The organism is Curtobacterium pusillum, from assembly GCF_013359865.1.
GTDB lineage: Bacteria > Actinomycetota > Actinomycetes > Actinomycetales > Microbacteriaceae > Curtobacterium > Curtobacterium pusillum.
Genome location: NZ_JABMCE010000051.1, coordinates 1 through 24,075, shown reverse-complemented (window position 1 = coordinate 24,075; position 24,075 = coordinate 1). Strand labels below are relative to the sequence as shown.

The window sequence follows — 24,075 nt, the reverse complement described above, 5'->3', positions numbered from 1 at the left end:
TTGCGTCACGAGGGCAGGTGCGGACCGTCGTGCGTCACCTCGGGGACCCGCGCCGCGCCTCCTGACAGGCCGCCACCCGCGTCGACGTCCGCTACCCCGTCGGGCTCGGGCGCGCTGACCGGACTCGGCGCGCTCAGCGCGCTGGACGGCGTCTGTGCCAGCTTCGAGACCACCGCCGCGGCGGTCGCCGGACCGACGCCGTTGACCTCGCCGATCTCCTCAGCGGTGGCCTCTCGCAGGCGCGCGACCGAGCCGAAGTGCTTGAGCAGCGCGTTGACACGAGTCGGGCCGAGCCCGGGGATCTCGGACAGCCGCGACCGGACGTCGCGCTTCCGACGGGTGCGCTGGTGCGTGATCGCGAACCGGTGCGCCTCGTCACGGATGCGCTGGATGAGGAACAGCGCCTCCGAGTTGCGGGGCAGGATCACCGGGAAGTCGTCGTCGGGCAGCCAGAGCTCCTCGAGACGCTTCGCGATCCCGACCAGGGCGATGTCGTGCACGCCGGCCTCGTCCATCGCACGCTTCGCGGCCTGCACCTGCGGCTGACCACCGTCGACGATGAGCAGCTGGGGACGGTACGCGAAGCGCTTCGTCGGCTTCGAGCCCTCGACGATCTCGTCACTCGTGACGTCGGGTACGTCCGGCACGCTCGCGTCCTCGTCCAACCGGGCGAGACGTCGGGTGAGCACCTGATGCATGCTGTCGGTGTCGTCGGTGGTCTCGGCGATGGTGTACCGCCGGTACTGGTCCTTGCGGGGCAGGCCGTCCTCGAACACGACCATCGACGCGACGACGTTCGTGCCCTGCAGGTGCGAGATGTCGTAGCACTCCATACGCAGCGGCGCCTCGGTCATGCCGAGGGCGTCCTGGATGTCCGCGAGCGCAGCGGACCGGGTGGTGTAGTCGGCGGAACGCTTGGTCTTGTAGAGCATGAGCGCCTGGGCGGCGTTCTGCGCCGCGGTGCGGGCGAGGCCGGCCCGGTCGCCGCGCTGAGCCGTGCTGAGCTTCGTGCCCCGACCGCCGCGGCGATCGCTGAGCCACTGCTGCAGCGCCTCGGCGTCCTCCGGCAGCTCCGGCACGACGACCTCCCGCGGAGGCTCGTCGCCGGTCGCGTAGTTGCCCTGCACGATCTGCTCGATGAGGTCGCCCGTCGAGATGTCGAGCTCCTTGTCGACGACCCACCCGCGCACGCCGCGGATGCGACCGCCGCGCACCGAGAACAGCTGCACGGCAGCCGCGAGCTCGTCCTCGGCGATGCCGAAGAGGTCGAGGTCGACCGAGTCGCGGAGCACCACGGCCGACTTCTCGAGCACGGCCTCGAGCGCCTCGACCTGGTCGCGGAACCGCGCCGCCTGCTCGTACTGCATCGCGTCCGCCGAGGCCGCCATCCGCTGGCGGAGCTGCGTGATGACCCGCCGGTCGTAGCTCGCCATGAACCGGATGAACTCCTCGACCATGGCGCGGTGCTCGGCGATCGTCACCTTCTGCGAGCACGGGCCGCCGCACTTGCCGATCTGCCCCGGGAAACAGGGCTTCCCGGTCTGCATCGCCTTCTTGTACGACGAGTCCGAACAGGTGCGGATCGGGAACACCTTGATCATCAGGTCGATGGTGTCGTGCACCGCCCAGATCTTCGGGTACGGCCCGAAGTACTTCGCGCCCTTGATCTTCCGGTTGCGCGTGACCATCACCCGCGGCGCTTCCTCGCCGAGGGTGATCGCCATGTACGGGTACGACTTGTCGTCGCGGAACTTGACGTTGAACGGCGGATCGAACTCCTTGATCCACGTGTACTCGAGCTGCAGCGCCTCGATCTCGGAGCCGACCGTGGTCCACTCGACGCTGCGTGCTGTGAGGACCATCCGCCGGGTCCGCTCGTGGAGCGTCGGCAGCGGCGCGAAGTAGTTGCTCAGCCGCGCCCGGAGGTTCTTCGCCTTGCCGACGTACAGCACGCGACCGGCCTCGTCGCGCCAGCGGTAGACGCCCGGGTCGGTCGGGATCTCCCCGGCCTTCGGACGCCAGGGAACCGTGTCCGCCACCTACCGAGCACCCGCCTTCTGCTTGGTGCGCTTCTGCGTGGCCGTTCGTGCCCCGACGGCCTGCTCCTTGCCGACGCGGGCGTCCTGCGCGTCGAAGATCTCCTTCAGGAAGACACCGGTGTGGCTCTCGGGCACGTTCGCCACGTGCTCCGGGGTACCGGTCGCCAGCACCGTGCCGCCGCCCGAGCCACCCTCGGGCCCCATGTCGATGATCCAGTCCGCGGACTTGATGACGTCGAGGTTGTGCTCGATCGTGATGACCGTGTTGCCCTTGTCGACCAGGCTCTGCAGCACGAGGAGGAGCTTCCGGACGTCCTCGAAGTGCAGACCCGTCGTGGGCTCGTCGAGCACGTACACCGTCCGCCCGTTCGACCGGCGCTGCAGCTCGGTCGCGAGCTTCACGCGCTGGGCCTCGCCGCCGGACAGGGTGGTCGCGCTCTGCCCGAGCCGGACGTAGCCGAGACCGACGTCGACGAGGGTCTGCATGTACCGGTGGATCGCGGAGATCGGCTCGAAGAACTCGGCCGCCTCGCTGATCGGCATGTCGAGGACCTCGGAGATGTCCTTGCCCTTGTAGTGCACCTGCAGCGTCTCGCGGTTGTACCGCGCACCGCCGCAGACCTCGCACGCGACGTAGACGTCGGGCAGGAAGTTCATCTCGATCTTGATCGTGCCGTCGCCCGAGCAGTTCTCGCAGCGCCCGCCCTTGACGTTGAAGCTGAAGCGGCCCGGCTGGTAGCCGCGCGCCTTCGCCTCGGGCGTTTCGGCGAACAGCTGGCGGATCCGGTCGAACACGCCCGTGTACGTCGCCGGGTTCGAGCGCGGCGTGCGACCGATCGGCGCCTGGTCGACGTGCACGACCTTGTCGAGCTGGTCGAGGCCCTTGACGCGCGTGTGTTTGCCGGCGATGTGCCGTGCGCCGTTGAGCTGGTTGGCGAGCACCTTGTACAGGATGTCGTTGACGAGCGTGGACTTGCCCGACCCGCTCACCCCGGTGACCGCGGTGAAGACTCCCAGCGGGAAGTCCGCGTCGATGGACTTGAGGTTGTTCGCCCGCGCACCCTGCACGCTGATCGTGCGCTTGAGGTTCACCGTGCGACGCTCGGCCGGCACCTCGATCGCACGACGACCGGCGAGGTAGTCGCCCGTGATCGAGTCGCGGTTCTCGATGATCCCTTCGTACGAGCCGGAGTGCACGACGTTGCCGCCGTTGACACCCGCACCCGGTCCGATGTCGACGACCCAGTCCGCGGTGCGGATGGTGTCTTCGTCGTGCTCGACGACGATGAGGGTGTTGCCGAGGTCCTTGAGCTTGACGAGCGTGTCGATCAGCCGACGGTTGTCCCGCTGGTGCAGCCCGATGCTCGGTTCGTCGAGGACGTAGAGCACGCCCGTCAGACCGGACCCGATCTGCGTGGCCAGACGGATGCGCTGCGCCTCGCCGCCGGAGAGGCCACCGGCCCCGCGCGCGAGCGTCAGGTAGTTGAGGCCGACCTCGAGCAGGAACTCGAGCCGTGCCCGGATCTCACGGAGGACCGCGGCGGCGATGTGCGCTTCGCGGTCGGTGAGCGTCAGACCGTCCATGAACGCGTACGCGTTGTCGAGGGACATGTCCGTCACGTCGGCGATGCTCCGGCCGTCGACCGTGACCGCGAGCACCTCGGGCTTGAGCCGCGTGCCGTCGCACACCGGACACGGCACCTCACGCAGGTAGCCCTGGAAACGCTGCCGCTGCGAGTCCGACTCGGCCTCGGCGAACTTGCGCTCGATGTAGGGCATGACACCCTCGAACCCGCTCGTGTACCGCATCTCGCGGCCGAACCGGTTGCGCCAGGACACCGACACCTGGAAGTCCTTGCCCGTGAGGATCGCCGCCTGCACCGAGGGGTCGAGGCGGTTCCACGGGGTGTCCAGGTCGAACCCGAGGTCCTTGCCGAGACCGGCGAGGAGCTTCTCGAAGTAGGAGTACAGCCCGCTCGTACCCGTCCACGGCAGCAGCACACCGTCGCGCAGGGACGCCTCGGGGTCACCGAGCACGAGGTCCGGGTCGACCGACATCCGCGTACCGAGACCCGAGCACTCCGGGCACGCGCCGAACGGCGCGTTGAACGAGAACGTCCTCGGCTCGATCTCGGTGAGCGCCAGCGGGTGGTTGTTCGGGCAGGAGAGGTTCTCGGAGTAGGTCCGGACCGCGCCGGGCCCCTCGGCGTCGACGAGGTCGATCGCGACCGTGCCGTCGGTCAGTCGCAGTGCCGTCTCGAGCGAGTCGGTCAGTCGGTTGAGGATGTCATCGTTCGCGACGAGGCGGTCGACGATGACCGAGATGTCGTGCTTGACCTGCTTCTTGAGCTTCGGGGGGTCGTTGAGCTGGATGCGCTCGCCGTCGACGATCGCGCGGGCGTACCCGGAGGCCGCGAGCTCCTGGAAGAGGTCGACGAACTCGCCCTTCTTCTTCGAGATGACGGGGGCGAGCACCTGGAAGCGGGTACCGGACTCGAACTGCATGAGCTGGTCGGCGATCTGCTGCACGGACTGCTTGCTGATCACCTCGCCGCAGACGGGGCAGTGCGGCACACCGATGCGCGCCCAGAGCAGACGCATGTAGTCGTAGACCTCGGTGATGGTGCCCACCGTGGACCGCGGGTTCCGGTTCGTCGACTTCTGGTCGATCGACACCGCGGGCGACAGCCCCTCGATGAAGTCGACGTCCGGGCGGTCGACCTGACCGAGGAACTGACGCGCGTACGCGGACAGCGACTCCACGTAGCGACGCTGCCCCTCGGCGAAGATCGTGTCGAACGCCAGCGAGGACTTGCCGGACCCGGACAGACCCGTGAACACGACGAGCGAGTCACGCGGGATCTCGAGGTCGACGTCACGCAGGTTGTGCACCCGGGCGCCCCGCACGCTGAGCGTGGAGGTGCTGTGCGGTGCCGTCCCGCCGGGGATGTGGAGGTCTGCGGGCTCGCCGAACGCGTTGCGGGCCGACGTCGAGGTACCGCGGTCAGAGGTGATGGTCATCGCCGTCGATTCTACGAAGCGGCACCGACATTCGGCCGCGAAGGACGGTCAGACGAATGCGTCGAGAGCGAACGCGACCCCGGCAGCGCGCTCGCTCGCGGCCCAGAGCCGAGCGGCTCCGGTCCGGTCGTGCGCCCGCGGCTCCGCCCGGACGAGTGCGGCCGGACCCCGCAGCTGCATCCAGCCCGAGGGACCCCAGTACTCGCCCGAGCGCACGTCGTCGGCGACCGCGGCGTGCACGAGGGGGCCTGCGCCGGCGTCCTTGCCCTGCGCGTACCACCGCTGCGCCGGCCGCGTCCACGCCGGTTCCGGCCGCGAGGCAGTGACGTCCGGCCGCTCGGGCGAGAGGAGGTCGAGCGAGAGCCCCGGGTGGGCGACGACGCTGGCGACCGGGGAACCCGCGTCCGCCAGGCGCTCGGCGAGCTCGAACCCGAAGAGCATCACGGCGAGCTTGCTGCGCCCGTACTGCCGGTGGCTCGAGTAGCGGCCGGCCCGCAGCGGGTCGGCGGGGTCGAGGCGGGCCCACCGGTGCGCGATCGACCCGAGGTGCACGACCCGTCCGGCCCGGCGTTCGAGCAGCGGGAGCGTCAGCGCCGTCCAGGCGAAGTGACCGAGGTGGTTCGTCCCCATCTGCAGCTCGGTGCCCTGGGGCGTCGTCCGCATCGTGGCGGCGCCGACGACGCCGGCGTTGTTCACGATCGCGTCCACGCCGCCCGGCTCGAGCCGAGCGAGCTCGTCGGCAGCGCGGCGAACGCTCTCGAGGTCGGCGAGGTCGAGGTGGACGTGGGCGAGGTCGGCGTCGGCCACGTACCGGCGGATACTCCGCTCGGCCGATGCCGCACGGGCGGCGTCCCGTGTCGCGAGGACCACGCGGTGTCCGGCGGCCGCGAGTTGTTCGGCGGCGAAGTACCCGAGCCCGGCGCTCGCCCCGGTGACGACGACGGTGCGCCGGACCGGGCTGTCCGGGTCAGCGCCGCCGTCCGGGCCGGCGCCCGGGTCAGCGGACATGCCCCGCCGACTCCATCTGCCGCAGTGCCTTCTTGAGGTCCTGCACCTCGTCGCGGAGCCGCGCCGCGAGCTCGAACTTCAGCTCGGCGGCTGCCTGCAGCATCTGGTCGTTGAGGTCGGCGATGGTCGCCTCGAGCTGCGTCGCCCCCTCGCCCGCGATGCCCTCGCGCCTGAGGTTCGGCGTCGGGGAGCGTCGACCGTCGGCGGCCGGACGCCCCTGGAGCAGCGCCTTCGTGTCGTCGTTCTCCCGCGCCAGGATCTCCGTGATGTCGGCGATCTTCTTGCGGAGCGGCTGCGGGTCGATGCCGTGCTCGGTGTTGTACGCGACCTGCTTCTCGCGGCGACGGTCGGTCTCCTCGATCGCGGTCCGCATGGAGTCGGTCATCTTGTCGGCGTACATGAGCACCTGACCCGACACATTGCGGGCGGCACGACCGATCGTCTGGATCAGCGAGGTCGAGGAGCGGAGGAAGCCTTCCTTGTCGGCGTCGAGGATCGCCACGAGGGAGACCTCGGGCAGGTCGAGGCCCTCACGCAGCAGGTTGATGCCGACCAGCACGTCGTAGACGCCCTGGCGCAGCTCGGTCAGGAGCTCGACGCGCTTGAGGGTGTCCACGTCGGAGTGCAGGTACCGCACGCGGACGCCAGCGTTCCCGAGGAAGTCGGTGAGTTCCTCGGCCATGCGCTTCGTCAGGGTGGTCACGAGGACGCGCTCGTCCTTCTCGACGCGCTGCTGGATCTCCTCGAGGAGGTCGTCGATCTGGCCGTCGCTCGGCTTCACCACGATCTCGGGGTCGACCAAACCGGTCGGGCGGATGATCTGCTCCACGACGCTGTCCGTCACGCCGAGCTCGTACCGGCCCGGGGTCGCGGACAGGTAGACCTTCTGCCCGGACCGTTCGAGGAACTCCTCCCACGTCAGCGGCCGGTTGTCGAGGGCACTCGGTAGGCGGAAGCCGTGCTCGACGAGCGTGCGCTTGCGGGACGCGTCCCCCTCGTACATCGCGCCGATCTGCGGCACCGTGACGTGCGACTCGTCGATCACGATGAGGAGGTCGTCCGGGAAGAAGTCGAGCAGGCAGTGCGGCGGCTCGCCCGCGGCCCGGCCGTCCATGTGCCGCGAGTAGTTCTCGATGCCCGAGCAGAACCCGATCTGCTCCATCATCTCGATGTCGAACGTGGTGCGCATCCGGAGCCGCTGCGCCTCGAGCAGCTTGCCCTGGCCCTCGAGCTCGGCGAGCCGTTCGGCCAGCTCGTCCTTGATCGTGGCGATCGCCCGGTGCATGACCTCGGTGTCGGCGACGTAGTGCGATGCCGGGAAGATCGACACGGCTGGCATGTCCTCGAGCACGTTGCCGGTCAGCGGGTGCAGGTACGACAGCGCTTCGACCTCGTCGCCGAACATCTCGATGCGGATCGCGTGCTCTTCGTACATCGGGATGATCTCGAGGGTGTCGCCACGCACGCGGAAGGTCCCGCGCGCGAAGTCGACGTCGTTGCGCTGGTACTGCATCGCGACGAACTTGCGGACGAGCTGGTCGCGGGAGATCGTCTGCCCGACGTGCAGCGCCACCGAGGCGTTCATGTACTGCTCCGGTGTTCCGAGGCCGTAGATGCACGACACGGTCGAGACCACGACGACGTCGCGCCGGCTGAGCAGCGAGTTCGTCGTCGAGTGCCGGAGCCGCTCGACCTCGGCGTTGACCGAGGAGTCCTTCTCGATGAAGGTGTCCGTCTGCGGGACGTACGCCTCGGGCTGGTAGTAGTCGTAGTACGAGACGAAGTACTCGACCGCGTTGTTCGGCAGCAGGCTCCGGAACTCGTTCGCGAGCTGGGCGGCGAGGGTCTTGTTGTGCGCCAGCACCAGCGTCGGACGCTGCACCTGCTCGATGAGCCACGCGGTCGTCGCCGACTTGCCGGTACCGGTCGCACCGAGCAGCACGACGTCGGTCTCACCGGCGTTGATGCGACCCGCGAGTTCGGCGATCGCCGCGGGCTGGTCGCCGCTCGGCGAGTACTCGCTGATGACCTCGAACGGGCGGACCGCGCGCGTGGGCTCGATTGACACTGCCATGCGCCCAACGGTAGCCGGGACCCCTGACACGGGAGCGGTCTGCTCGCCCTGGGCGTATCGTCCTCTGCAAGCAGGCTCCAAGACGACTGATAGGGACCCGGAATAGCCTCCGATCCGTTCAGCAACTCGATACCTTCTCATTCCCCCGAAGAGGCCCCATGACGACGGCGACCCCCGCCGCACCGACGAAGGGCACCCCGCTCCGCGGACGTGTCCGCGGTCGGGTGCTCATCCTGCTGTGCTTCATGTACGCGATCTCGTACATCGACCGCACGAACATCTCCACCGCGCTCCCCCACATCACCGAGGACTTCGGGTTCAACGAGACGACCGCGGGACTCATCGTCTCCGCGTTCGCGCTGCCGTACGCCCTGCTCCAGGTCTTCGGCGGCACCATCGCCGAGAAGTTCGGTCCGCGGAAGGCGCTCTTCGTCATCACCGTCATCTGGGGTGTCGCCACGCTCTGGACGGGGTTCTCGGTCGGTTTCTGGACCCTGTTCGCCGCCCGCGCGCTCCTCGGCCTGAGCGAAGCCGCCGCCTTCCCCGCAGCCACCCAGGCGATGAGCCGTTGGATCCCCCGCGACCGCAACGGCTTCGCGCAGGGCGTCGTGCACTCGGCGGCGCGGCTCGGCAACGCGCTGGCACCGCTCCTCGTCGCGTGGGTGATCGGCGCGACCGGCAGCTGGCGCTGGGCGTTCTTCGCGACCGCTGTCCTGTCCATCGCCTGGGCGGTCGTCTGGTTCGTCTGGTTCCGCGACAAGCCCGAGGACTCCACACGCATCGAACGCGTCGAGCTCGATGAACTCCCGCCCGTCGCGTCCCGCGCGACCCGCCCGCCCGTGCCGTGGCGCACGCTCGCGCGCCAGATCCTCCCGGTCACCTTCGTCGACTTCGGGTACGGCTGGGTGCTCTGGGTCTTCCTCACGTGGATCCCGACCTTCCTCAGCGACACGTACGGGCTGCCGATCAGCAAGTTCGCGCTCTTCACGACGCTGGTCCTGCTCGCCGGTGTCGTCGGGGACACCGTCGGCGGCATGCTCAGCGACCGGATCATCCACCGCGGCGGGAACACCAGGAACGCCCGGCGGAGCGTCCTCGTCATCGGCCTCGGCGGCTCGCTGGTCTGCCTCGTCCCCCTCGTCATCGGGCAGGGGCTCGTCGTCGCCACGATCTCGCTCGCACTGTCGTTCTTCTTCCTCGAGCTCTGCAACGCGAACCTCTGGGCGATCCCGATGGACGTCGCGCCGCAGTGGTCGGGCACCGCGTCCGGCTTCATGAACACCGGTTTCGGCATCGCCGGCGTCATCTCGCCGATTGTGTTCGGTGCGCTCATCGATGCCTCCGGGTGGCAGCTGCCCTTCGCGCTCTCGTGCGTGCTGCTCGCTGCGGCCGCGGTCGTCGCCTGGGTCATGAAGCCGAAGCGCCTCACGATGACGGACGGGGTGCTCGAGATCGGTACCCCGACGGCCGAGCACCGCTCCGCCTGACCCGGTCCGCCCCTCTTCGCCCGCTCGCCGCAGCCCCGGCGCGAGCGGGCGAAACACGTTCCCGCCAGGACCAGAACCGCGCGTATTCAGCCCGCTCGCGCACCACCGGACGGGAGGCACGGTGCCAGCCCGCCCCGCGCCTCCCGTCCGCAACACGCGAGCGGGCGAAACACGCTCCCGCCAGGACCCGACCCAGGCGCATTCCGCCCGCTCGCCGCAGCCCCGGCGCGAGCGGACAAAGCACGTTCCCGCCAGCACCCGAACGGCACGCATTCCGCCCGCTCGCGCACCACCGGACGGGAGGCACGGCGCGGCCCCGCCCCGCGCCTCCAGCCCGCACCACGCGAGCGGGCGAAACACGTCCCCACCAGCACCAGAACCGCGCATTCCGCCCGCTCGCGCACCACCGGCGCGAGCGGGCGAAACACGTTCCCTCCAGCACCCGAACGGCACGCATTGCGCCCGCTCGCGCACCACCGGACCGGAGGCACGGCGCCGCCCCGCCCCGCGCCTCCAGGCCGTCACCCACTCGCCGAAGCGACAGGTCCCCTCACCCGCGCCACGTTCGTGCCGCCAACGCGACACTGTGCGCGGAACCGCCCAAAGCACACTGTCGCTTTCGCGACAGCGACAGCGACAGCGCCTGCGACCGCACCCGCACCCACACCCGCGTCAGCGCGCGGCGCGCCGCCCCACGTCGTCCGTCTCGCCGACGAGCGCGTCGTCGGGCTCGACCGGCTCCGGCGACCGCTGCGGCAGCGGCGCCGCGGCGGCACGCTTCCTCGCCCGCGCCTCGCGCTGCCCCCGGGACGCGAGCGACGGACGCCCGGTCAGCGGCACGCTCAGCGGCGTCCAGCGGAACAGCTCGGTCACGGCGACCGACAGCACGAGCACGAGCACGTACGTCACGAGGGTGAGCCAGGGCTTCGGGACGACCTGCTCGAGCCAGCTGTCGCCGTACAGCAGGATCCAGATCATGAACGGGTGGCTCAGGAAGATGCCGAACGAACGGTCGGAGCCGTAGTCGATCACCCGCGCGAGCGGACTGCCCGGGCGTCGCCGATCCGCCCAACGGGCGCCGATCGCGAGGAAGCCGACGAAGACGGCAGCGCTCCAGATCACCTGGATCGGCTGCAGCGGGGTGCCGGCGGCGTACAGCGACTGCCCGAGGGCGACCTGCAGCCACCACACGGCGAGGGTGAGCACACCGACGCCGACGAAGCCCCACAGGACTCCACGGCGGTGCACCCGGATGAACCGGAGGAAGGCGTCCGCGTGGTCGGCGGCGACCGCCCCGGCCACGATGAAGAACACGTACGAGAAGAAGAACTGCTTCTGGTACCCGTGCAGCCACGCGTCGCTCGCCGGGAAGTACTTGTACCCGGCGAAGACGACGAGCTGCACGACGAGGGAGAGCACGAGGACGGTGACGTGGTGCCCCCGCGTCTTCCGCACGAGCCATGCGATCACCGGGAGCAGCAGGTACACCTGCATCGTGACGAGCAGGAAGTACAGGTGGTACCAGGAGACGCCGGTGACGATCCCCTCGGCGTACGTGCGGACGAGGACGGGCACGTCCCCGCGCGTCGTCGAACCGAGCAGCCACGACGAACCGACGTAGAGGAAGGACCACGCCAGGTACGGCACCCCGACGAGCAGGAAGCGCTTCGGCCAGAACTGCGCCATCGGTCTCGGTCGCAGCGTGTAGCTGTACACGAGGACGAACGCCGTCAGCGAGAAGAACACCAGCCGCGTGAAGTGCAGCAGGCCGAGCAGGACGTTCAGCGGGACGTCGTCCGTGGCGACCGTGTGGCTGGTCGTGTGCACGCCGATGACGCACGCGAAGGTGAGGATGCGGAGGACGTCGACCTCGTACAGGTGCCGGGGTTTCCCCTCGGCGGTACGGGTCGGCGTCTGCTCACCGCGCACCGGGGCTCCCCGCTGCTCGACGCGCGTCGGGACGCCGGACGGTCGGTCGCCGGCGCTCACGGGCGCTCGGCCATCGTGCGCACCTTCGCACGCTGGACCTTGCCGGTCGGCGCGCGCGGCAGGTCCGGGACGACGACGATCTCGACGGGACGCCGGAACCGGGTGAGCCGGGCCTCGGCACGAGCCGTGAGATCGGCGACGAGGGCCTCGACGTCGACCGGCTCGTCCGGCTGCGGGATGACGTAGGCGATCGGGACGGCGCCGAGGACGTCGTGCGGACGCCCCACCACGACGGCTTCGAGCACGCGCTCGTCGCCGAGCAGGACGTCCTCGACCTCGGACGGGTAGACCTTCTCGCCGCCCCGGTTGATGACGTCGTCGGACCGCCCGGCGAGTGCGACCCAGCCGTCCGCGGACACCGAGCCGACGTCGCCGGTGCTCAACCAGCCGTCCGCGTCGAAGCGGTCGGCGGCGCGGCCGAACAGGTAGCGGTGCACGATGCCCTCGCCGCGGATCCAGAGCGCACCGACCTCGTCGGGCGGCAGGACCGAACCGTCCTCGCCGCGCACCTGCACCTCTGACCCCACGGGGACCCCGACGGTGCCGACCCGGGCGGGTGCGCCGAGCGGGGTCGCGGTGATCTGCGACGCCCCCTCGGTCATCCCCCAGCTCACGACGAGCGGGACGTCGCCGAGCGCCTGACGCACCGGGTCGGGCAACGGTGCCGAGGCGCTGCGGACGAACCGCAACCCCTCGGGGAAGTCGAGTGGGCCGGTCTTCGCGAGCACGGCGAGGATCGCGGGCACGGCGTTGAGCCAGGTGATCCGCCGCTCGGCCAGGAGCTCCCAGAACCCGGTCCGGCGGAAGCGGCGGTCGAGCACGAGCGTCGCGCCGGACACCAGGGTGGCGAGGAGCCCGACGACCTCCGCGTTGACGTGGAAGAGGGGCAGCGAGTTGAAGCCGCGGTCCTCCGGCGTCAGCGCGTTGTGACGCGCCACGGCACGGGCCACGAACAGCAGCTGCGACTCGGGCAGCTCCACGCCCTTCGGGGTCCCGGTCGACCCGGAGGTGAACAGCACGACGGACCCCTCGCCCGGCGCGTCCGGACTCTCCGACGGCAGGTCGCCGTCACGGACGCCGGCCGGGAGGAACGTGGCCGCGTCGATCCCGCTGGCGGGTGCTCCGGGGACGGTCGAGTCCACGTCGCGGTCCGACACCACGATCGAGGCGCCGCCGATGAGGTCGGCGAGGCGCCCGGGTTCGGTGGCCGGCTGACCGGTGTCGACGGGGATCGCCCGACGACCGGTCGCGAGGGCGGCGAGGTGCACCACCGCGAACGAGAGGGGGTCGCCGAGATCGACGAGCACCGCACCGGACGGCGCGACGCCGATCGCGTCGAAGGTCGACGACCACGCGGAGACCGCGTCGCCGAGGGCTCGGTAGGTCAGGACGCGGTCACTGCGCGCGTCTTCGAGGTAGCTGCGCCCGCCGTCCTGCGCCGCACGGGCACCGATGATCGAGCGCAGGTCGGGTTCTTCGCCTGCTTGCTGCACGGACTCAGAGTATTGCGGCTTCCTATGACCGCTCCGAGGGGAACCGATGGAGCAGCCATTGCCACAGCGCGAGCATCTCCGGGGTGCCGTCGGGACCGAGGGGCGTGGAGTCGTTGATGATCCGCGAGTGCGACTCCCCCGGTGAACCCACCCGGATGTCGGTGAGGATGGCGTGCGGATCGGCATCGGTGCCCGGCGGCGCCGTGTCGGTGCGGAAGGGACCGGTCGCGCCGTCGAGTCCCATCGCCTCCCAGGAGCCGCGGATCCGACGGCCGAACACGTCCCGCACGTCGTCGATGGCGTACATCCGGTCGGCCGGGGTCTTGCCGGGGCGGTCCATCCACGCTGCGTGGTCGGGACCGAGCGACTCGACCGGCGACGAGAACATGAGCGCACCCTGCACCGATCGGATGTGGGCGATGTACGCCGCTTCGCCGCCGCCCTGCGAGTGTCCGGCGACGACGACGTCGTTCCACGCGATGTCCGAGTCGGCCTCGACGAACCGGCCCCAACCGCCGCCCGGGTCGTGGTCCTCGAGGTAGGCCATGGCGTCTCGGAACCGTGACACGATCGATCCCGAGGGCTTCACCGAACTGAACGCGGACGGTCGACTGCCGTCGAACCGGTTCCGCTGCACCTTGCCGTAGCAGTGCGGGTCTGCCTGGCACGTGCCGGAGAGCGTCTTGCCGAGGTTCCAGTAGTCGAGCCCGAGCACGTGGTAGCCGTCCTGCAGCGCCGTGCCGAGGAACAGCTGGTAGTCGGCGGGCTTCGCCCGGGTCGCCGGCAGGAAGAGCAGGAGCGGGCCGTCGGCGTTCGTCCGGGCGGCGAAGTCGTCGCGGTTCGGCTCGAGGCGCTGCCCGTTGATCGTGCCGAGCCGGAACCGGTGGAACTCGCCCTCGGGGCCGTGCTCGTCTCCGTGCGGTGGTCGATCCGCGGCGGCCACCCGGCCGTGCTGCTCGACCCGCTGACCACCGAGCACGTTCGCCGCGACGAGAGCCGCGCCGCCGATCGCGACGAGTACGACGGCCGCGATGAGCAGGAGCAGCCGGTGCCTCATCGGGAGATGCGCTCCCAGACGGCATCCGCGGAGCGGATCGTGTCCGCGAGGGTGCCGGTGGCGTCGACGACGTGGTCGGCCAGTGCGAGGCGCTCGGCGTCGCTCGCCTGGGCGGACACCCGGCGCTCGGCCTCGTCCCGGGCCATGCCGCGGTGCTCCACGAGTCGCTCGATGCGCTGCGCCGCCGGGGCGTCCACGACGACCACGGAATCGAAGGCCAGTGGGCGGCTCCCCCGGGCCTCGGCGAGGAGCGGGACGTCGTAGACCACGATCGCGTCGGGGTCGGCCGCCTCGGCAGCGTCGAACGCGGCCTGAGCGAGGCGCCAGACCTCGGGGTGGGTGATGCCCTCGAGGTCCTTTCGTGCCGCCGGGTCGGAGAACACGATCGCGCCGAGCGCCGGCCGGTCGAGCGACCCGTCCTCGGCGATCACCCCGGGCCCGAACCGCTCCGCGACCCGTGCGAGACCCGGGCTCCCGGGAGCCACCGCGTCCCGTGCGAGTCGGTCGGCATCGACCACGACCGCGCCGTGCTCCGCCCAACGCCCGGAGACCGTCGACTTGCCCGCGGCGATGCCGCCCGTGAGACCGATGATGCGCACCGGAACAGCGTAGCGAGCGCACCTGCCGGAACGGCCGGAAGCCCGGCACCCCTTCTCAGGGATGCCGGGCCTCCGGTACGGGCGAGCCGCTCGATCAGTTGGTCGAGCTGAGCTTCTCGCGGAGCGCCGCGAGCGAGGCGTCGTCGGCCAGGGTGCCCTGACCGTTCGACTCGCTGGCGAACGACGACGACGAGGAAGCGCTGGCCGGGAGGTCGAAGCCACCCTGCGCCTCGTCGGCGATGGTCTTCGCGACCTGCGCCTTGTGGGCCTCCCAGCGGGACTGAGCGGCGGAGTACTGACGCTCCCACTCCTCGCGCTGGGTGTCGAAGCCCTCGAGCCACTCGTTGGTCTCGGGGTCGAAGCCCTCGGGGTACTTGTAGTCGCCCTTCTCGTCGTACTCCGTCGGCATGCCGTAGAGCGCCGGGTCGAACTCGGTGCCCTCCGGGTCGACGCCCTCGTTGGCCTGCTTGAGGCTGAGCGAGATGCGGCGACGGTCGAGGTCGATGTCGATGATCTTGACGAAGACCTCGTCGTTGACCGAGACGACCTGCTCGGCGAGCTCGACGTGCTTGTTCGAGAGCTCCGAGATGTGCACGAGGCCCTCGATGCCGTCGGCGACGCGGACGAAGGCACCGAACGGCACGAGCTTCGTGACCTTGCCCGGCGCGATCTGACCGATCGCGTGGGTGCGGGCGAAGACCTGCCACGGGTCCTCCTGCGTGGCCTTGAGCGAGAGCGACACGCGCTCGCGGTCCAGGTCCACCTCGAGGATCTCGACGGTGACTTCCTGACCGACCTCGACGACCTCGCTGGCGTGCTCGATGTGCTTCCAGCTGAGCTCGGAGACGTGGACGAGACCGTCGACGCCACCCAGGTCGACGAACGCACCGAAGTTGACGATCGACGACACGATGCCCTTGCGGACCTGGCCCTTGTGGAGGTTGTTGAGGAACGTGGTGCGGGACTCGGACTGCGTCTGCTCGAGCAGGGCGCGGCGCGAGAGCACGACGTTGTTGCGGTTCTTGTCGAGCTCGAGGATCTTCGCCTCGAGCTCCTGGCCGAGGTACGGCGTGAGGTCGCGGACGCGACGGAGCTCGATGAGCGAGGCCGGGAGGAAGCCGCGGAGACCGATGTCGACGATCAGGCCGCCCTTGACGACCTCGATGACCGTGCCGGTCACGACGCCGTCGGACTCCTTGATCTTCTCGACGTCGCCCCACGCGCGCTCGTACTGCGCACGCTTCTTCGACAGGATGAGGCGACCTTCCTTGTCCTCCTTCTGGAGGACCAGGGCCTCGACCTCGTCGCCGACCTCGACGACCTCGTTGGGGTCGACGTCGTGCTTGATCGAGAGTTCGCGCGAGGGGATGACACCCTCGGTCTTGTAACCGACGTCGAGGAGGACCTCGTCGCGGTCGATCTTCACGACGGTGCCGGAGATGAGGTCTCCGTCGTTGAAGAACTTCAGGGTCTTCTCGACCTCGGCCAGGAAGTCATCAGCCGAGCCGATGTCGTTGATGGCGACCTGCTTGGGAGCCTTGGTCGTGGTGGTTGTCATGTAGAGATTGCTCCGAACGGACATGAGTCGGGCCGTGACGGCGAGGGAGCGACCCTCTGGTCCGTACCGGATGCCGGTACGAGCCGTCGTGGCGGTGTGGTTGGTTGGCGCGGATTGCGCCGCACAAGTCTAACCGGAGCGGGCGAGAGCCCACAACCGGGTGTGTCGGTCCGTGACGGACCGGTGCGCAGTGCCTCGGACGGTCAGCCGAGCAGGGCGCTGCGCAGGGTGTCCAGGCCGATGCTGCCGAGCGCGAGGGCCCGGCGGTGGAACGCCTTGAGGTCGAACGCCGACCCCTCTCGGGCGGCCACCTCGTCACGGATCGACTCCCAGACACGCTGGCCGACCTTGTACGAGGGTGCCTGCCCCGGCCAGCCGAAGTAGCGCGCCACCTCGAACTGCACGAACGCGTCGGACATGTTCACGTTCTCGCGCATGAAGTCGAGCGCGTACTCCCACGTCCAGGCGCCGCCGTCCGGGTTCGTCTTCTGCAGGTGCACGCCGATGTCGAGCACCACGCGGGCCGCACGCATCCGCTGGCCGTCGAGCATGCCGAGGCGGTCGCCGTCGTCGTCGAGGAAGCCGAGCTGCTCCATGAGGCGCTCGGCGTACAGCGCCCAGCCCTCGACGTGGCCGGACGACCCGGACAGCTGACGACGCCAGGTGTTCAGTTCGCCGCGGTTGTAGACGCCCTGGCTGATCTGCAGGTGGTGGCCGGGAACGCCCTCGTGGTAGACCGTCGTCTTCTCGCGCCAGGTGCCGAACTCGGTGACGCCCTGCGGCACGGACCACCACATGCGGCCGGCGCGCGAGAAGTCGTCCGACGGACCCGTGTAGTAGATCCCGCCCTCCTGCGTCGGGGCGATCCGGCACTCGAGGCGCTTGATCGGGTCCGGGATGTCGAAGTACCTGCCGTCCATCGCGCGGATCGACTCGTCGCTCGTCTCCTGCATCCACCGCTGCAGCGCGTCGGTGCCGTGCAGGACGCGCGACGGGTCGGCGTCGAGCACCTCGATCGCGCGGGCGACGCTCGCACCGGACTCGATCCGGTCGGCGATGCGCTCCTGTTCGTCACGCATCCGGGCGAGTTCCTCGATCCCCCACTCGTACGTCTCGTCGAGGTCGACGACCGCGCCGAGGAACCGACGGGAGTGCAGCTCGTACGCCTCGCGCCCGACCGCGTCCACGGGGGTGGCGAGCGGCATCAGCTCGTGCTCGAGGAACTGCCCGAACGACCGGTAGGCGGCCGCCGCGACCTCGGCCCCGCGGGCGAGCTCGGCGCGCAGCGACTCGGGCACGGAGCCGCCGTCGTCGAGCGCGGCACCGTCGACGAGCTGCCGGAACACGCCGTCCTCCGCGCCGTTGCGCGCGGCCTGCTCGGCGACGAGCGCGACCTGGCGCTTCGCGGGCGTGACGTCCTCGCGCGTGCCCTCGAGCAGGGTCTCGCGGATGCCCTCGATCGCGTCCGGCAGGGCGTGCAGCCGGCTCGCGATGTCCTGCCAGTCCGTCTCGGTCGCGGTCGGCATGAGGTCGAGGACCTCGCGCACGGACTGCGCCGGGCTGGCGATGACGTTGAGGTCGCGCAGGTGGAGCTTCCGGTCGTGGGACTCCTGGACGAGGTCGAGCTCGGCGGCGAGATCGGCCTTCGTCACACGGTCCACGGCGTCCACCGGCTCGGCGGCGTCGAGCGCACGCTTCGCTGCCCGGGCGGCGTCGGCCATCGCTGCGGCACCCGCGGGCGAGGTGTCGCCGTACTCCCCCGTACGGCCCGGCACGCCGATGTAGGTGGCGACGGTCGGGTCGAGATCGACGAGGGTGGTGACCCAGTCCTCGGCGACCCGGTCGACGGCGGAGGGCTGGCGGACGGGGCGGTCTTCGGTCATGCTCTCGACACTATCGATCGGAAGGCGGAACACATGTCCGAACACGAGGGTGTCTTCGCACCCGGGACCCCCTGCTGGTCCGACCTCGGCGTCGACGACGTCAGCGCAGCCCGCGCCTTCTACACGGAGGTCTTCGGGTGGGAACTGCAGGACGGTCCGCCGGAGGCCGGCGGGTACCTCATGGCGCTGCTCGACGGCCGGCCCGTGGCCGGCATCGGCCCCAGGACGGGCTCCGGCCGGCCGAGCGCGTGGACGAGCTACCTCGCCACCGAGGACGCCGACGCCACGGCAGCGGCGGTCACGCACGCCGGCGGCTCGGTGCTGACGCCACCGTTCGACGTGATGGACGTCGGTCGGATGGCGATCGCGACCGACACCACCGGAGTGGTGTTCGGACTCTGGCAGGGGTACGCCCACCAGGGCTACGGCCGGGTGAACGAGGCCGGCGCGGCCTGCTGGAACGAGACGCACACCACCGACGCCGAGTCGTCGCGAGCCTTCTACGCGGCGGTGTTCGGCTACCGCTTCGAGGTGTTCGGCGACCCGTCGGAACCGTACGCGATCGCGAAGCTGCCCGACGCGGATGCCGACGCGGACCCGGTGGCGGGGGTGTTCGCACCGCCGACAGGACTCCCCGACGGCGTTCCCGGGTACTGGATCACCTGGTACGGCGCACGGGACACGGACGCCACCGTCGCGGCGGTGCTCGAGCGCGGCGGCACGGCCCTGATGGAGCCGTCCGACAGCCCGTTCGGACGGTCCGCGCTCGTCCTCGGGGCGCAGGGCGAGCTGTTCGGCGTCATCGCGGTGCCGTCACCCTGACCGAGGAGCGCGCGTGACGGACGGGAGGCGCGCCTCCGGTCCGTCGCGGAGCCCCCTCAGTGCGCGGCGGCTTCCCAGTTCGGGCCGACCCCGACCGACACGTCCAGCGGCACGCTCAACTCCGCCGCCGCACCCATCCGGGTGCGCAGGATCTCCTCGACCCGGTCCTGTTCGCCCGGCGCGACCTCGAGGATGAGTTCGTCGTGGACCTGCAGCAGCAGGTGCGACGCCAGCCCGCCGTCGCGGAGGTCGGCCGCGACGCCGAGCATCGCGATCTTCATGATGTCCGCCGCCGACCCCTGGATCGGTGCGTTGAGCGCCGCACGCTCGGCGTTCTCACGCAGCACGCGGTTCGGGCTCTTCAGGTCGGGGAACGGCCGACGGCGACCGAAGATGGTCTCGGTGTAGCCGTCCTCCCTCGCCTGCTCGACCACGCCGCGGAGGTAGTCCCGCACGGCGCCGAACCGGGCGAAGTACTCGTTCATGAGCGTACGGGCCTCGGACTGCTCGATGCGCAACTGCTTCGACAGGCCGAACGGGCTGAGTCCGTACGCGAGGCCGTACGACATCGCCTTGACCTTCGTGCGCATCTCCGGCGTGACGTCGGCCGGCTCGACCGAGAACACCCGTGCGCCGACGAAGCGGTGCAGGTCCTCGCCCTCGTTGAACGCCTGGACGAGTCCCGGGTCGCCGGAGAGGTGGGCCATGATGCGCATCTCGATCTGCGAGTAGTCCGCCGTGATGAGCGTCGTGTACGGCTCCGCGACGGAGAACGCCGACCGGACCCGACGACCGACGGCGGTCTTCACCGGGATGTTCTGCAGGTTCGGGTCCGTCGACGAGATCCGGCCGGTGCTGCTGCCCGTCTGCTCGTACCGCGTGTGGATCCGGCCGTCGACGATCGCGGCGTCGAGCGTGTCGACGATCTGGCGGAGCTTCGTGGCGTCGCGGTGCTGCAGCAGCAGGCCGAGGAACGGGTGCGGGTGCTGCTCCTGCAGGTCGGCGAGGCTCGCGGCGTCGGTCGAGAACCCGGTCTTCGTCTTGCGGGTCTTCGGCATCGCGAGCTCGGTGAACAGCACTTCCTGCAGCTGCTTCGGCGATCCGAGGTTCACCTCGTGCCCGATCTCCGCGAAGGCCTGCTGCGCGAGTTCGGCGGCGCGCTCCCCGAGGTCGTGGGACAACCCGGTGAGCACGGGCCGGTCGATGGCGACGCCGATGGTCTCCATGCCGGCGAGCACGGGGACGAGCGGCAGCTCGATGTCGTCGAGGACCGTCAGCGAGGACTCGTCGATGCGGGAGCGCAGCGAGGTCGTGACCCGCAGCACGTACCAGGCGTGCACGCCGACGTTGACCGGGTCCGTCTCCGGGACGAGCTGGTTCGGGTCCCCGGTGGGGAGTTCCTCGCTGAGCTCCTGGTAGACGAGGTCGGCAAGCGGCTGGCCCTGCTTGCCGGGCTGCGCCAGCCACCCCATGATGCGGGCGTCCCCGGCGATGCCGTTCACCTGGAAGCCGACCGTCGCCAGCGCCTTGATCGCTTCCTTCGCGTCGTGGAAGTGCTTCGGAGCGTCGGAGGCGAACCACGCCGCGAGCTGCTCGTAGTCCTTCGCGCCACTGCCGCCCGGCACGAGGACGGCGTCGTCGTGGGTGGCGATGCCGATCGCGCTGAGCCGCCCGTCGATGACCTCGACCGCCACGCCGAAGCCGTTCGCCGCGTCGCCGGCGCTCTTCCGCTCGAGCCAGTACCCGAGCTCCTCGTCGATGATCGTCGTGACCGGCGGCGGGGTGGGTGCGCCGCTGTCGACCGAGCCCTCGACCGTGGCCGCGTCGGAGGGTTCACCGGACCCGGCGACCTTGAACACCCGGTCGAGCAACGTCCGGAACTGCAGCTTCGCGAAGAGGTCGCGGACCGCCGTCTCGTCGAGGGGGCGGAGCGCGACGTCCGCGGGGCCGATCGGCAGCTCGACGTCGTTCACCAGCCGGTTCAGCTTGCGGTTCCGGATCGCCCGGTCCTTCTGCTCGCGGAGGTTGTTCCCGACGACGCCCTTGATCTCGTCCGCGTGCTCGAGCACCCCGTCGAGGGACCCGTACGCCGTGATCCACTTCACCGCGGTCTTCTCGCCGACCTTGTCGATGCCGATGAGGTTGTCGCTGGTCTCGCCGACGAGTGCGGCGATGTCGGGGTACTGGTGCGGCTCGATGCCGTACCGCTCGTACACCTTGTCGCGGTCGTAGCGGGTGAGCTCGGAGACGCCGCGCACCGACGGGTACAGCAGCGTCACGTCGTCGTTCACGAGCTGGATCGAGTCGCGGTCGCCCGAGACGACGTACACCTGGTAGCCCTGCTCGGAACCCTGACGGGCGAGGGTCGCGAGGATGTCGTCGGCCTCGTAGTCCTCCTTCGTGACCGTCGTGATGCCCATCGCCTCGAGCGCCTGCTGGAGCAGCGGGATCTGGCCCTTGAACTCGGCCGGGGTCTCGGAGCGGGTGCCCTTGTAGTCCTCGTACTCGCGGGTGCGGAACGAGAACCGGGAGATGTCGAACGCGACCGCGAGGTGGGTCGGCTTCTCGCGCTGGAGGAGCATGAGCAGCATCGAGATGAAGCCGTGGATGGCGTTGGTGTGCTGTCCTTCGCGGTTGACGAAACTGTCGACCGGGAGCGCGTAGAAGGCCCGGAAGGCGAGCGAGTGGCCGTCGATGACCATGAGGGTAGGCTTTGCGGAGTCCGACACCCGGACAGCCTACCGACGCCATCCGACACGGGAGTTCGACCGCGTGACCGACGAAGCGACCATCAGCCGAGGCGTCGACGAGCGTCTCGCCGACCGCGGGATGGGCGAGCTCGCCGAGAAGATGGGCATGGTCATCACCGAGCTCACCGCCGAGCGGGCCGTCGGGACCATCCCCGTCGAGGGCAACCGGCAGCCCATCGGCCTGCTGCACGGCGGAGCGTACGTCGTCCTCGCCGAGAGCCTCGGATCGATGGCCGCGAACGTGCACGCCGGCCCCGGCCGCTACGCCGTCGGCATCGAGCTGAACGCCTCGCACTCCCGGAGCGCCACGAGCGGCCTGGTCACCGGTACCTGCACGGCACTGCACCTCGGCAGCACGCTCACCACGCACGAGATCGTCCTCACCGACGACCAGGGGCGGCGCTGCTCCACCGTGCGCATCACGAACATGATCCGCGAGGCCCGCTGAGCCCTCGCACCGACGCAGGGAGTCCACCGTGGACTGGAAGATCGAACTCATCATGGTCCCCGTCAGCGACGTCGACCGAGCCCGCGACTTCTACGAGCGGATCGGCTTCACGATCGACCACGACCAGCGCGTCACCGACCAGCTCCGCTTCGTCCAGGCGACACCGCCCGGGTCGGCGTGCTCGATCGCGTTCGGCGAGGGCATCATGTCCCCGGACGTCGCGCCCGGGTCGCTGAAGTCGATCCAGGTCGTCGTCCCCGACGCGGACGAGGCCCTCGCGCACCTGCTGGACCTCGGGGTGAACGCGGTCGGCGTCGACGAGATGGCGTGGGGACGCTTCGTGTTCTTCACCGACCCCGACGGCAACGCGTGGACGCTGCAGCAGCTCCCCGCGCGCGGGTGACGGTTCAGTCCTCCGGCGGGCGCTGGAGCAGCAGCCGGGCGTCGCCGAACCCCAGCCGCCGGTAGAGCGTCTCGCCCTCGACGCTCGAGTGCACCGACGTCCGCTCCACGCCGAGCTCGTCCGTCACGTCGAGCAGCGCGGTGACGAGTCGCTTCGCCACACCCTGCCCCCGCAGGTCCGGGTGCACGTACACGGTCTGGACGTCGGCCGTCAGCCGGAGACCGGGCCGGTCAGGGGTCGGCGGGCGCGCCACCAGCCCGAGCCACGCCATCCCGAGCACCCGGCCGTCGTGTTCCGCGACGACGCACCGGTGTGTGTCCGGATGCTGCTGGGCGAACGCCCGCATCGCGTCGCGGTACTCATCGCGGGTCGCGGCCGGCGTCGCGCCGCCCTCGTCGACGCTCCACCGCCACCGCAGGTCGGCCACCGCGGGCATGTCGTCGGGCCTGGAGGCACGGATCACCACGTCGTCCATGGCCCCAGTCAAGCAGGTGGTCGGCCCGGCAACGCGACCGGCACGCGCTGTCGGGGCGTTGCCTACTTCTTGGCGCTGAGCTGTTCGATGATCGCCTTCGCGACGTCGTGCATGGTGAGACGGCGGTCCATCGACGCCTTCTGGATCCAGCGGAACGCCTCGGGCTCGGTCAGCCCCATCTTCTCGTTGAGCAGGCCCTTCGCACGGTCGACGAGCTTGCGGGTCTCGAAGCGCTCGACGAGGTCCGCGACCTCGGCCTCGAGCGTGATGATCTGCTGGTGACGCGAGAGGGCGATCTCGATCGCGGGCAGCAGGTCGTTCGGCGTGAAGGGCTTCACGACGTACGCGAGGGCGCCGGCCTCGGTCGCGCGCTCCACGAGGTCCTTCTGGCTGAACGCCGTGAGGAGGACCACGGGGGCGATGTGGTTCTTGGAGAGCTTCTCGGCAGCGGAGATCCCGTCGAGCTGCGGCATCTTGACGTCCATCACGACGAGGTCGGGGCGGAGGTCGGTGGCGAGCTGCACGGCGGTCTCGCCGTCACCCGCTTCGCCGACGACGTCGAACCCGTTGTCGCGGAGGATCTCGACGATGTCGAGGCGGATGAGCGACTCGTCCTCGGCGACGACGACGCGACGGGGTGCTGTGGCGGTTGCTTCTGTGTCACTCACGACATGCAGCCTACTAGACGACGGCCGTTTGTCTTGAACAACGGCGAACCGTACGAGTGGCGGGACTCGAACCCGCACGCCGTGAGGCAGAGCATTTTGAGTGCCCCGTGTCTACCATTCCACCACACTCGCGAGGAGGCCAACAGTACCAGCCCGCGCCGCGCCTCCAGGCCGCTCCGCGGGCGTCTCAGCGCCCCTCGAGCGCCTCGATCGCCGCCACGAGACCGGCCCGTCGCGGCGACCGCCGCGGCAGCGCGCCGAGCAGCGCCCGCAGGACCCGCGCATCAGCCGCACCGTCGGG

At 70.1% G+C, this 24,075-nt stretch carries 17 protein-coding genes and 1 tRNA gene; 4 read left to right on the top strand and 14 right to left on the bottom strand.

Translation table 11 applies throughout. The features are described 5' to 3' along the window. Positions 1 to 5 precede the first annotated feature (5 nt). Genes uvrC through uvrB form a run of 4 tightly spaced genes read right to left on the bottom strand, consistent with a single transcriptional unit; the run spans position 6 to position 8,130 of the window. Positions 6 to 2,039, bottom strand: coding sequence for an excinuclease ABC subunit UvrC (gene uvrC / locus HP507_RS02980; protein WP_175350370.1), 2,034 nt, complete (start codon positions 2,037 to 2,039; stop codon positions 6 to 8). After that, a complete protein-coding gene (gene uvrA / locus HP507_RS02975) occupies positions 2,040 to 5,060 on the bottom strand; it encodes an excinuclease ABC subunit UvrA (RefSeq protein WP_217508434.1) in 3,021 nt (1,006 codons plus the stop codon). It abuts the gene before it with no gap. A 48-nt stretch (positions 5,061 to 5,108) separates the two neighbouring features. Further along, positions 5,109 to 6,068 carry an SDR family NAD(P)-dependent oxidoreductase gene (locus HP507_RS02970; protein WP_175350369.1) on the bottom strand — a complete coding sequence of 320 codons (960 nt, stop codon included), beginning with the start codon at positions 6,066 to 6,068 and terminating at the stop codon, positions 5,109 to 5,111. Then, positions 6,058 to 8,130, bottom strand: coding sequence for an excinuclease ABC subunit UvrB (gene uvrB, locus HP507_RS02965; RefSeq protein WP_271207108.1), 2,073 nt, complete (start codon positions 8,128 to 8,130; stop codon positions 6,058 to 6,060). Before uvrB ends, HP507_RS02970 begins: the two co-directional genes overlap by 11 nt. A 170-nt stretch (positions 8,131 to 8,300) precedes the next feature. Between uvrB and HP507_RS02960 the strand changes: the two genes are divergently transcribed. After that, positions 8,301 to 9,629: an MFS transporter gene (locus HP507_RS02960; RefSeq protein ID WP_175350367.1), complete on the top strand. Its 1,329-nt coding sequence runs from the start codon at positions 8,301 to 8,303 to the stop codon at positions 9,627 to 9,629. Between the two features lie 672 nt (positions 9,630 to 10,301). Here HP507_RS02960 and HP507_RS02955 read toward each other — a convergent pair. The 6 genes from HP507_RS02955 to HP507_RS02930 all read right to left on the bottom strand — a co-directional run bounded on the left by HP507_RS02955 (position 10,302) and on the right by HP507_RS02930 (position 18,208). Then, a complete protein-coding gene (locus tag HP507_RS02955; RefSeq protein WP_175350366.1) occupies positions 10,302 to 11,618 on the bottom strand; it encodes an acyltransferase in 1,317 nt (438 codons plus the stop codon). After that, complete coding sequence (locus tag HP507_RS02950) at positions 11,615 to 13,111, bottom strand: class I adenylate-forming enzyme family protein (RefSeq protein WP_175350365.1); 1,497 nt, start codon at positions 13,109 to 13,111, stop codon at positions 11,615 to 11,617. The genes HP507_RS02955 and HP507_RS02950 overlap by 4 nt, the downstream gene beginning before the upstream one ends. Before the next feature lie 22 nt (positions 13,112 to 13,133). Next, positions 13,134 to 14,168, bottom strand: coding sequence for a BPSS1187 family protein (locus HP507_RS02945; protein ID WP_175350364.1), 1,035 nt, complete (start codon positions 14,166 to 14,168; stop codon positions 13,134 to 13,136). Further along, positions 14,165 to 14,767 (bottom strand): dephospho-CoA kinase, encoded by a 603-nt coding sequence (gene coaE, locus HP507_RS02940; RefSeq protein ID WP_175350363.1) that lies wholly within the window; start codon positions 14,765 to 14,767, stop codon positions 14,165 to 14,167. Before coaE ends, HP507_RS02945 begins: the two co-directional genes overlap by 4 nt. A 94-nt stretch (positions 14,768 to 14,861) precedes the next feature. Continuing rightward, positions 14,862 to 16,325, bottom strand: coding sequence for a 30S ribosomal protein S1 (gene rpsA, locus HP507_RS02935; protein ID WP_175350362.1), 1,464 nt, complete (start codon positions 16,323 to 16,325; stop codon positions 14,862 to 14,864). A 203-nt stretch (positions 16,326 to 16,528) separates the two neighbouring features. Further along, on the bottom strand, positions 16,529 to 18,208 hold the full coding sequence (locus HP507_RS02930; RefSeq protein ID WP_175350361.1) for a DUF885 domain-containing protein: 1,680 nt from the start codon (positions 18,206 to 18,208) through the stop codon (positions 16,529 to 16,531). A gap of 33 nt (positions 18,209 to 18,241) precedes the next feature. Here HP507_RS02930 and HP507_RS02925 point away from each other — a divergent pair, with 33 nt between their 5' ends. Beyond that, positions 18,242 to 19,030, top strand: coding sequence for a VOC family protein (locus HP507_RS02925; protein WP_175350360.1), 789 nt, complete (start codon positions 18,242 to 18,244; stop codon positions 19,028 to 19,030). A gap of 56 nt (positions 19,031 to 19,086) precedes the next feature. Here the strand turns inward: HP507_RS02925 and polA are convergent, their stop codons facing one another. After that, the gene (gene polA, locus HP507_RS02920; RefSeq protein WP_175350359.1) at positions 19,087 to 21,759 is read right to left on the bottom strand and encodes a DNA polymerase I; all 2,673 of its coding nucleotides are present in this window, start codon (positions 21,757 to 21,759) and stop codon (positions 19,087 to 19,089) included. A 100-nt stretch (positions 21,760 to 21,859) separates the two neighbouring features. On the opposite strand from polA, the gene HP507_RS02915 reads away from it, so the two are divergent. Both HP507_RS02915 and HP507_RS02910 read left to right on the top strand, forming a co-directional pair. Beyond that, positions 21,860 to 22,228, top strand: coding sequence for a PaaI family thioesterase (locus HP507_RS02915; protein ID WP_246328428.1), 369 nt, complete (start codon positions 21,860 to 21,862; stop codon positions 22,226 to 22,228). A 28-nt stretch (positions 22,229 to 22,256) separates the two neighbouring features. Then, positions 22,257 to 22,631, top strand: a complete 375-nt coding sequence (locus tag HP507_RS02910; protein ID WP_175350357.1) for a VOC family protein — start codon at positions 22,257 to 22,259, stop codon at positions 22,629 to 22,631. Positions 22,632 to 22,635: 4 nt separating this feature from the next. On the opposite strand, the gene HP507_RS02905 is transcribed toward HP507_RS02910, so the two are convergent. The 3 genes from HP507_RS02905 to HP507_RS02895 form a co-directional block, all read right to left on the bottom strand. Then, complete coding sequence (locus tag HP507_RS02905; protein ID WP_175350356.1) at positions 22,636 to 23,106, bottom strand: GNAT family N-acetyltransferase; 471 nt, start codon at positions 23,104 to 23,106, stop codon at positions 22,636 to 22,638. Between the two features lie 62 nt (positions 23,107 to 23,168). Further along, positions 23,169 to 23,774: an ANTAR domain-containing response regulator gene (locus HP507_RS02900; RefSeq protein ID WP_022905562.1), complete on the bottom strand. Its 606-nt coding sequence runs from the start codon at positions 23,772 to 23,774 to the stop codon at positions 23,169 to 23,171. A 51-nt stretch (positions 23,775 to 23,825) separates the two neighbouring features. Then, positions 23,826 to 23,906, bottom strand: a tRNA-Leu gene (locus HP507_RS02895). Between the last annotated feature and the right edge of the window lie 169 nt (positions 23,907 to 24,075).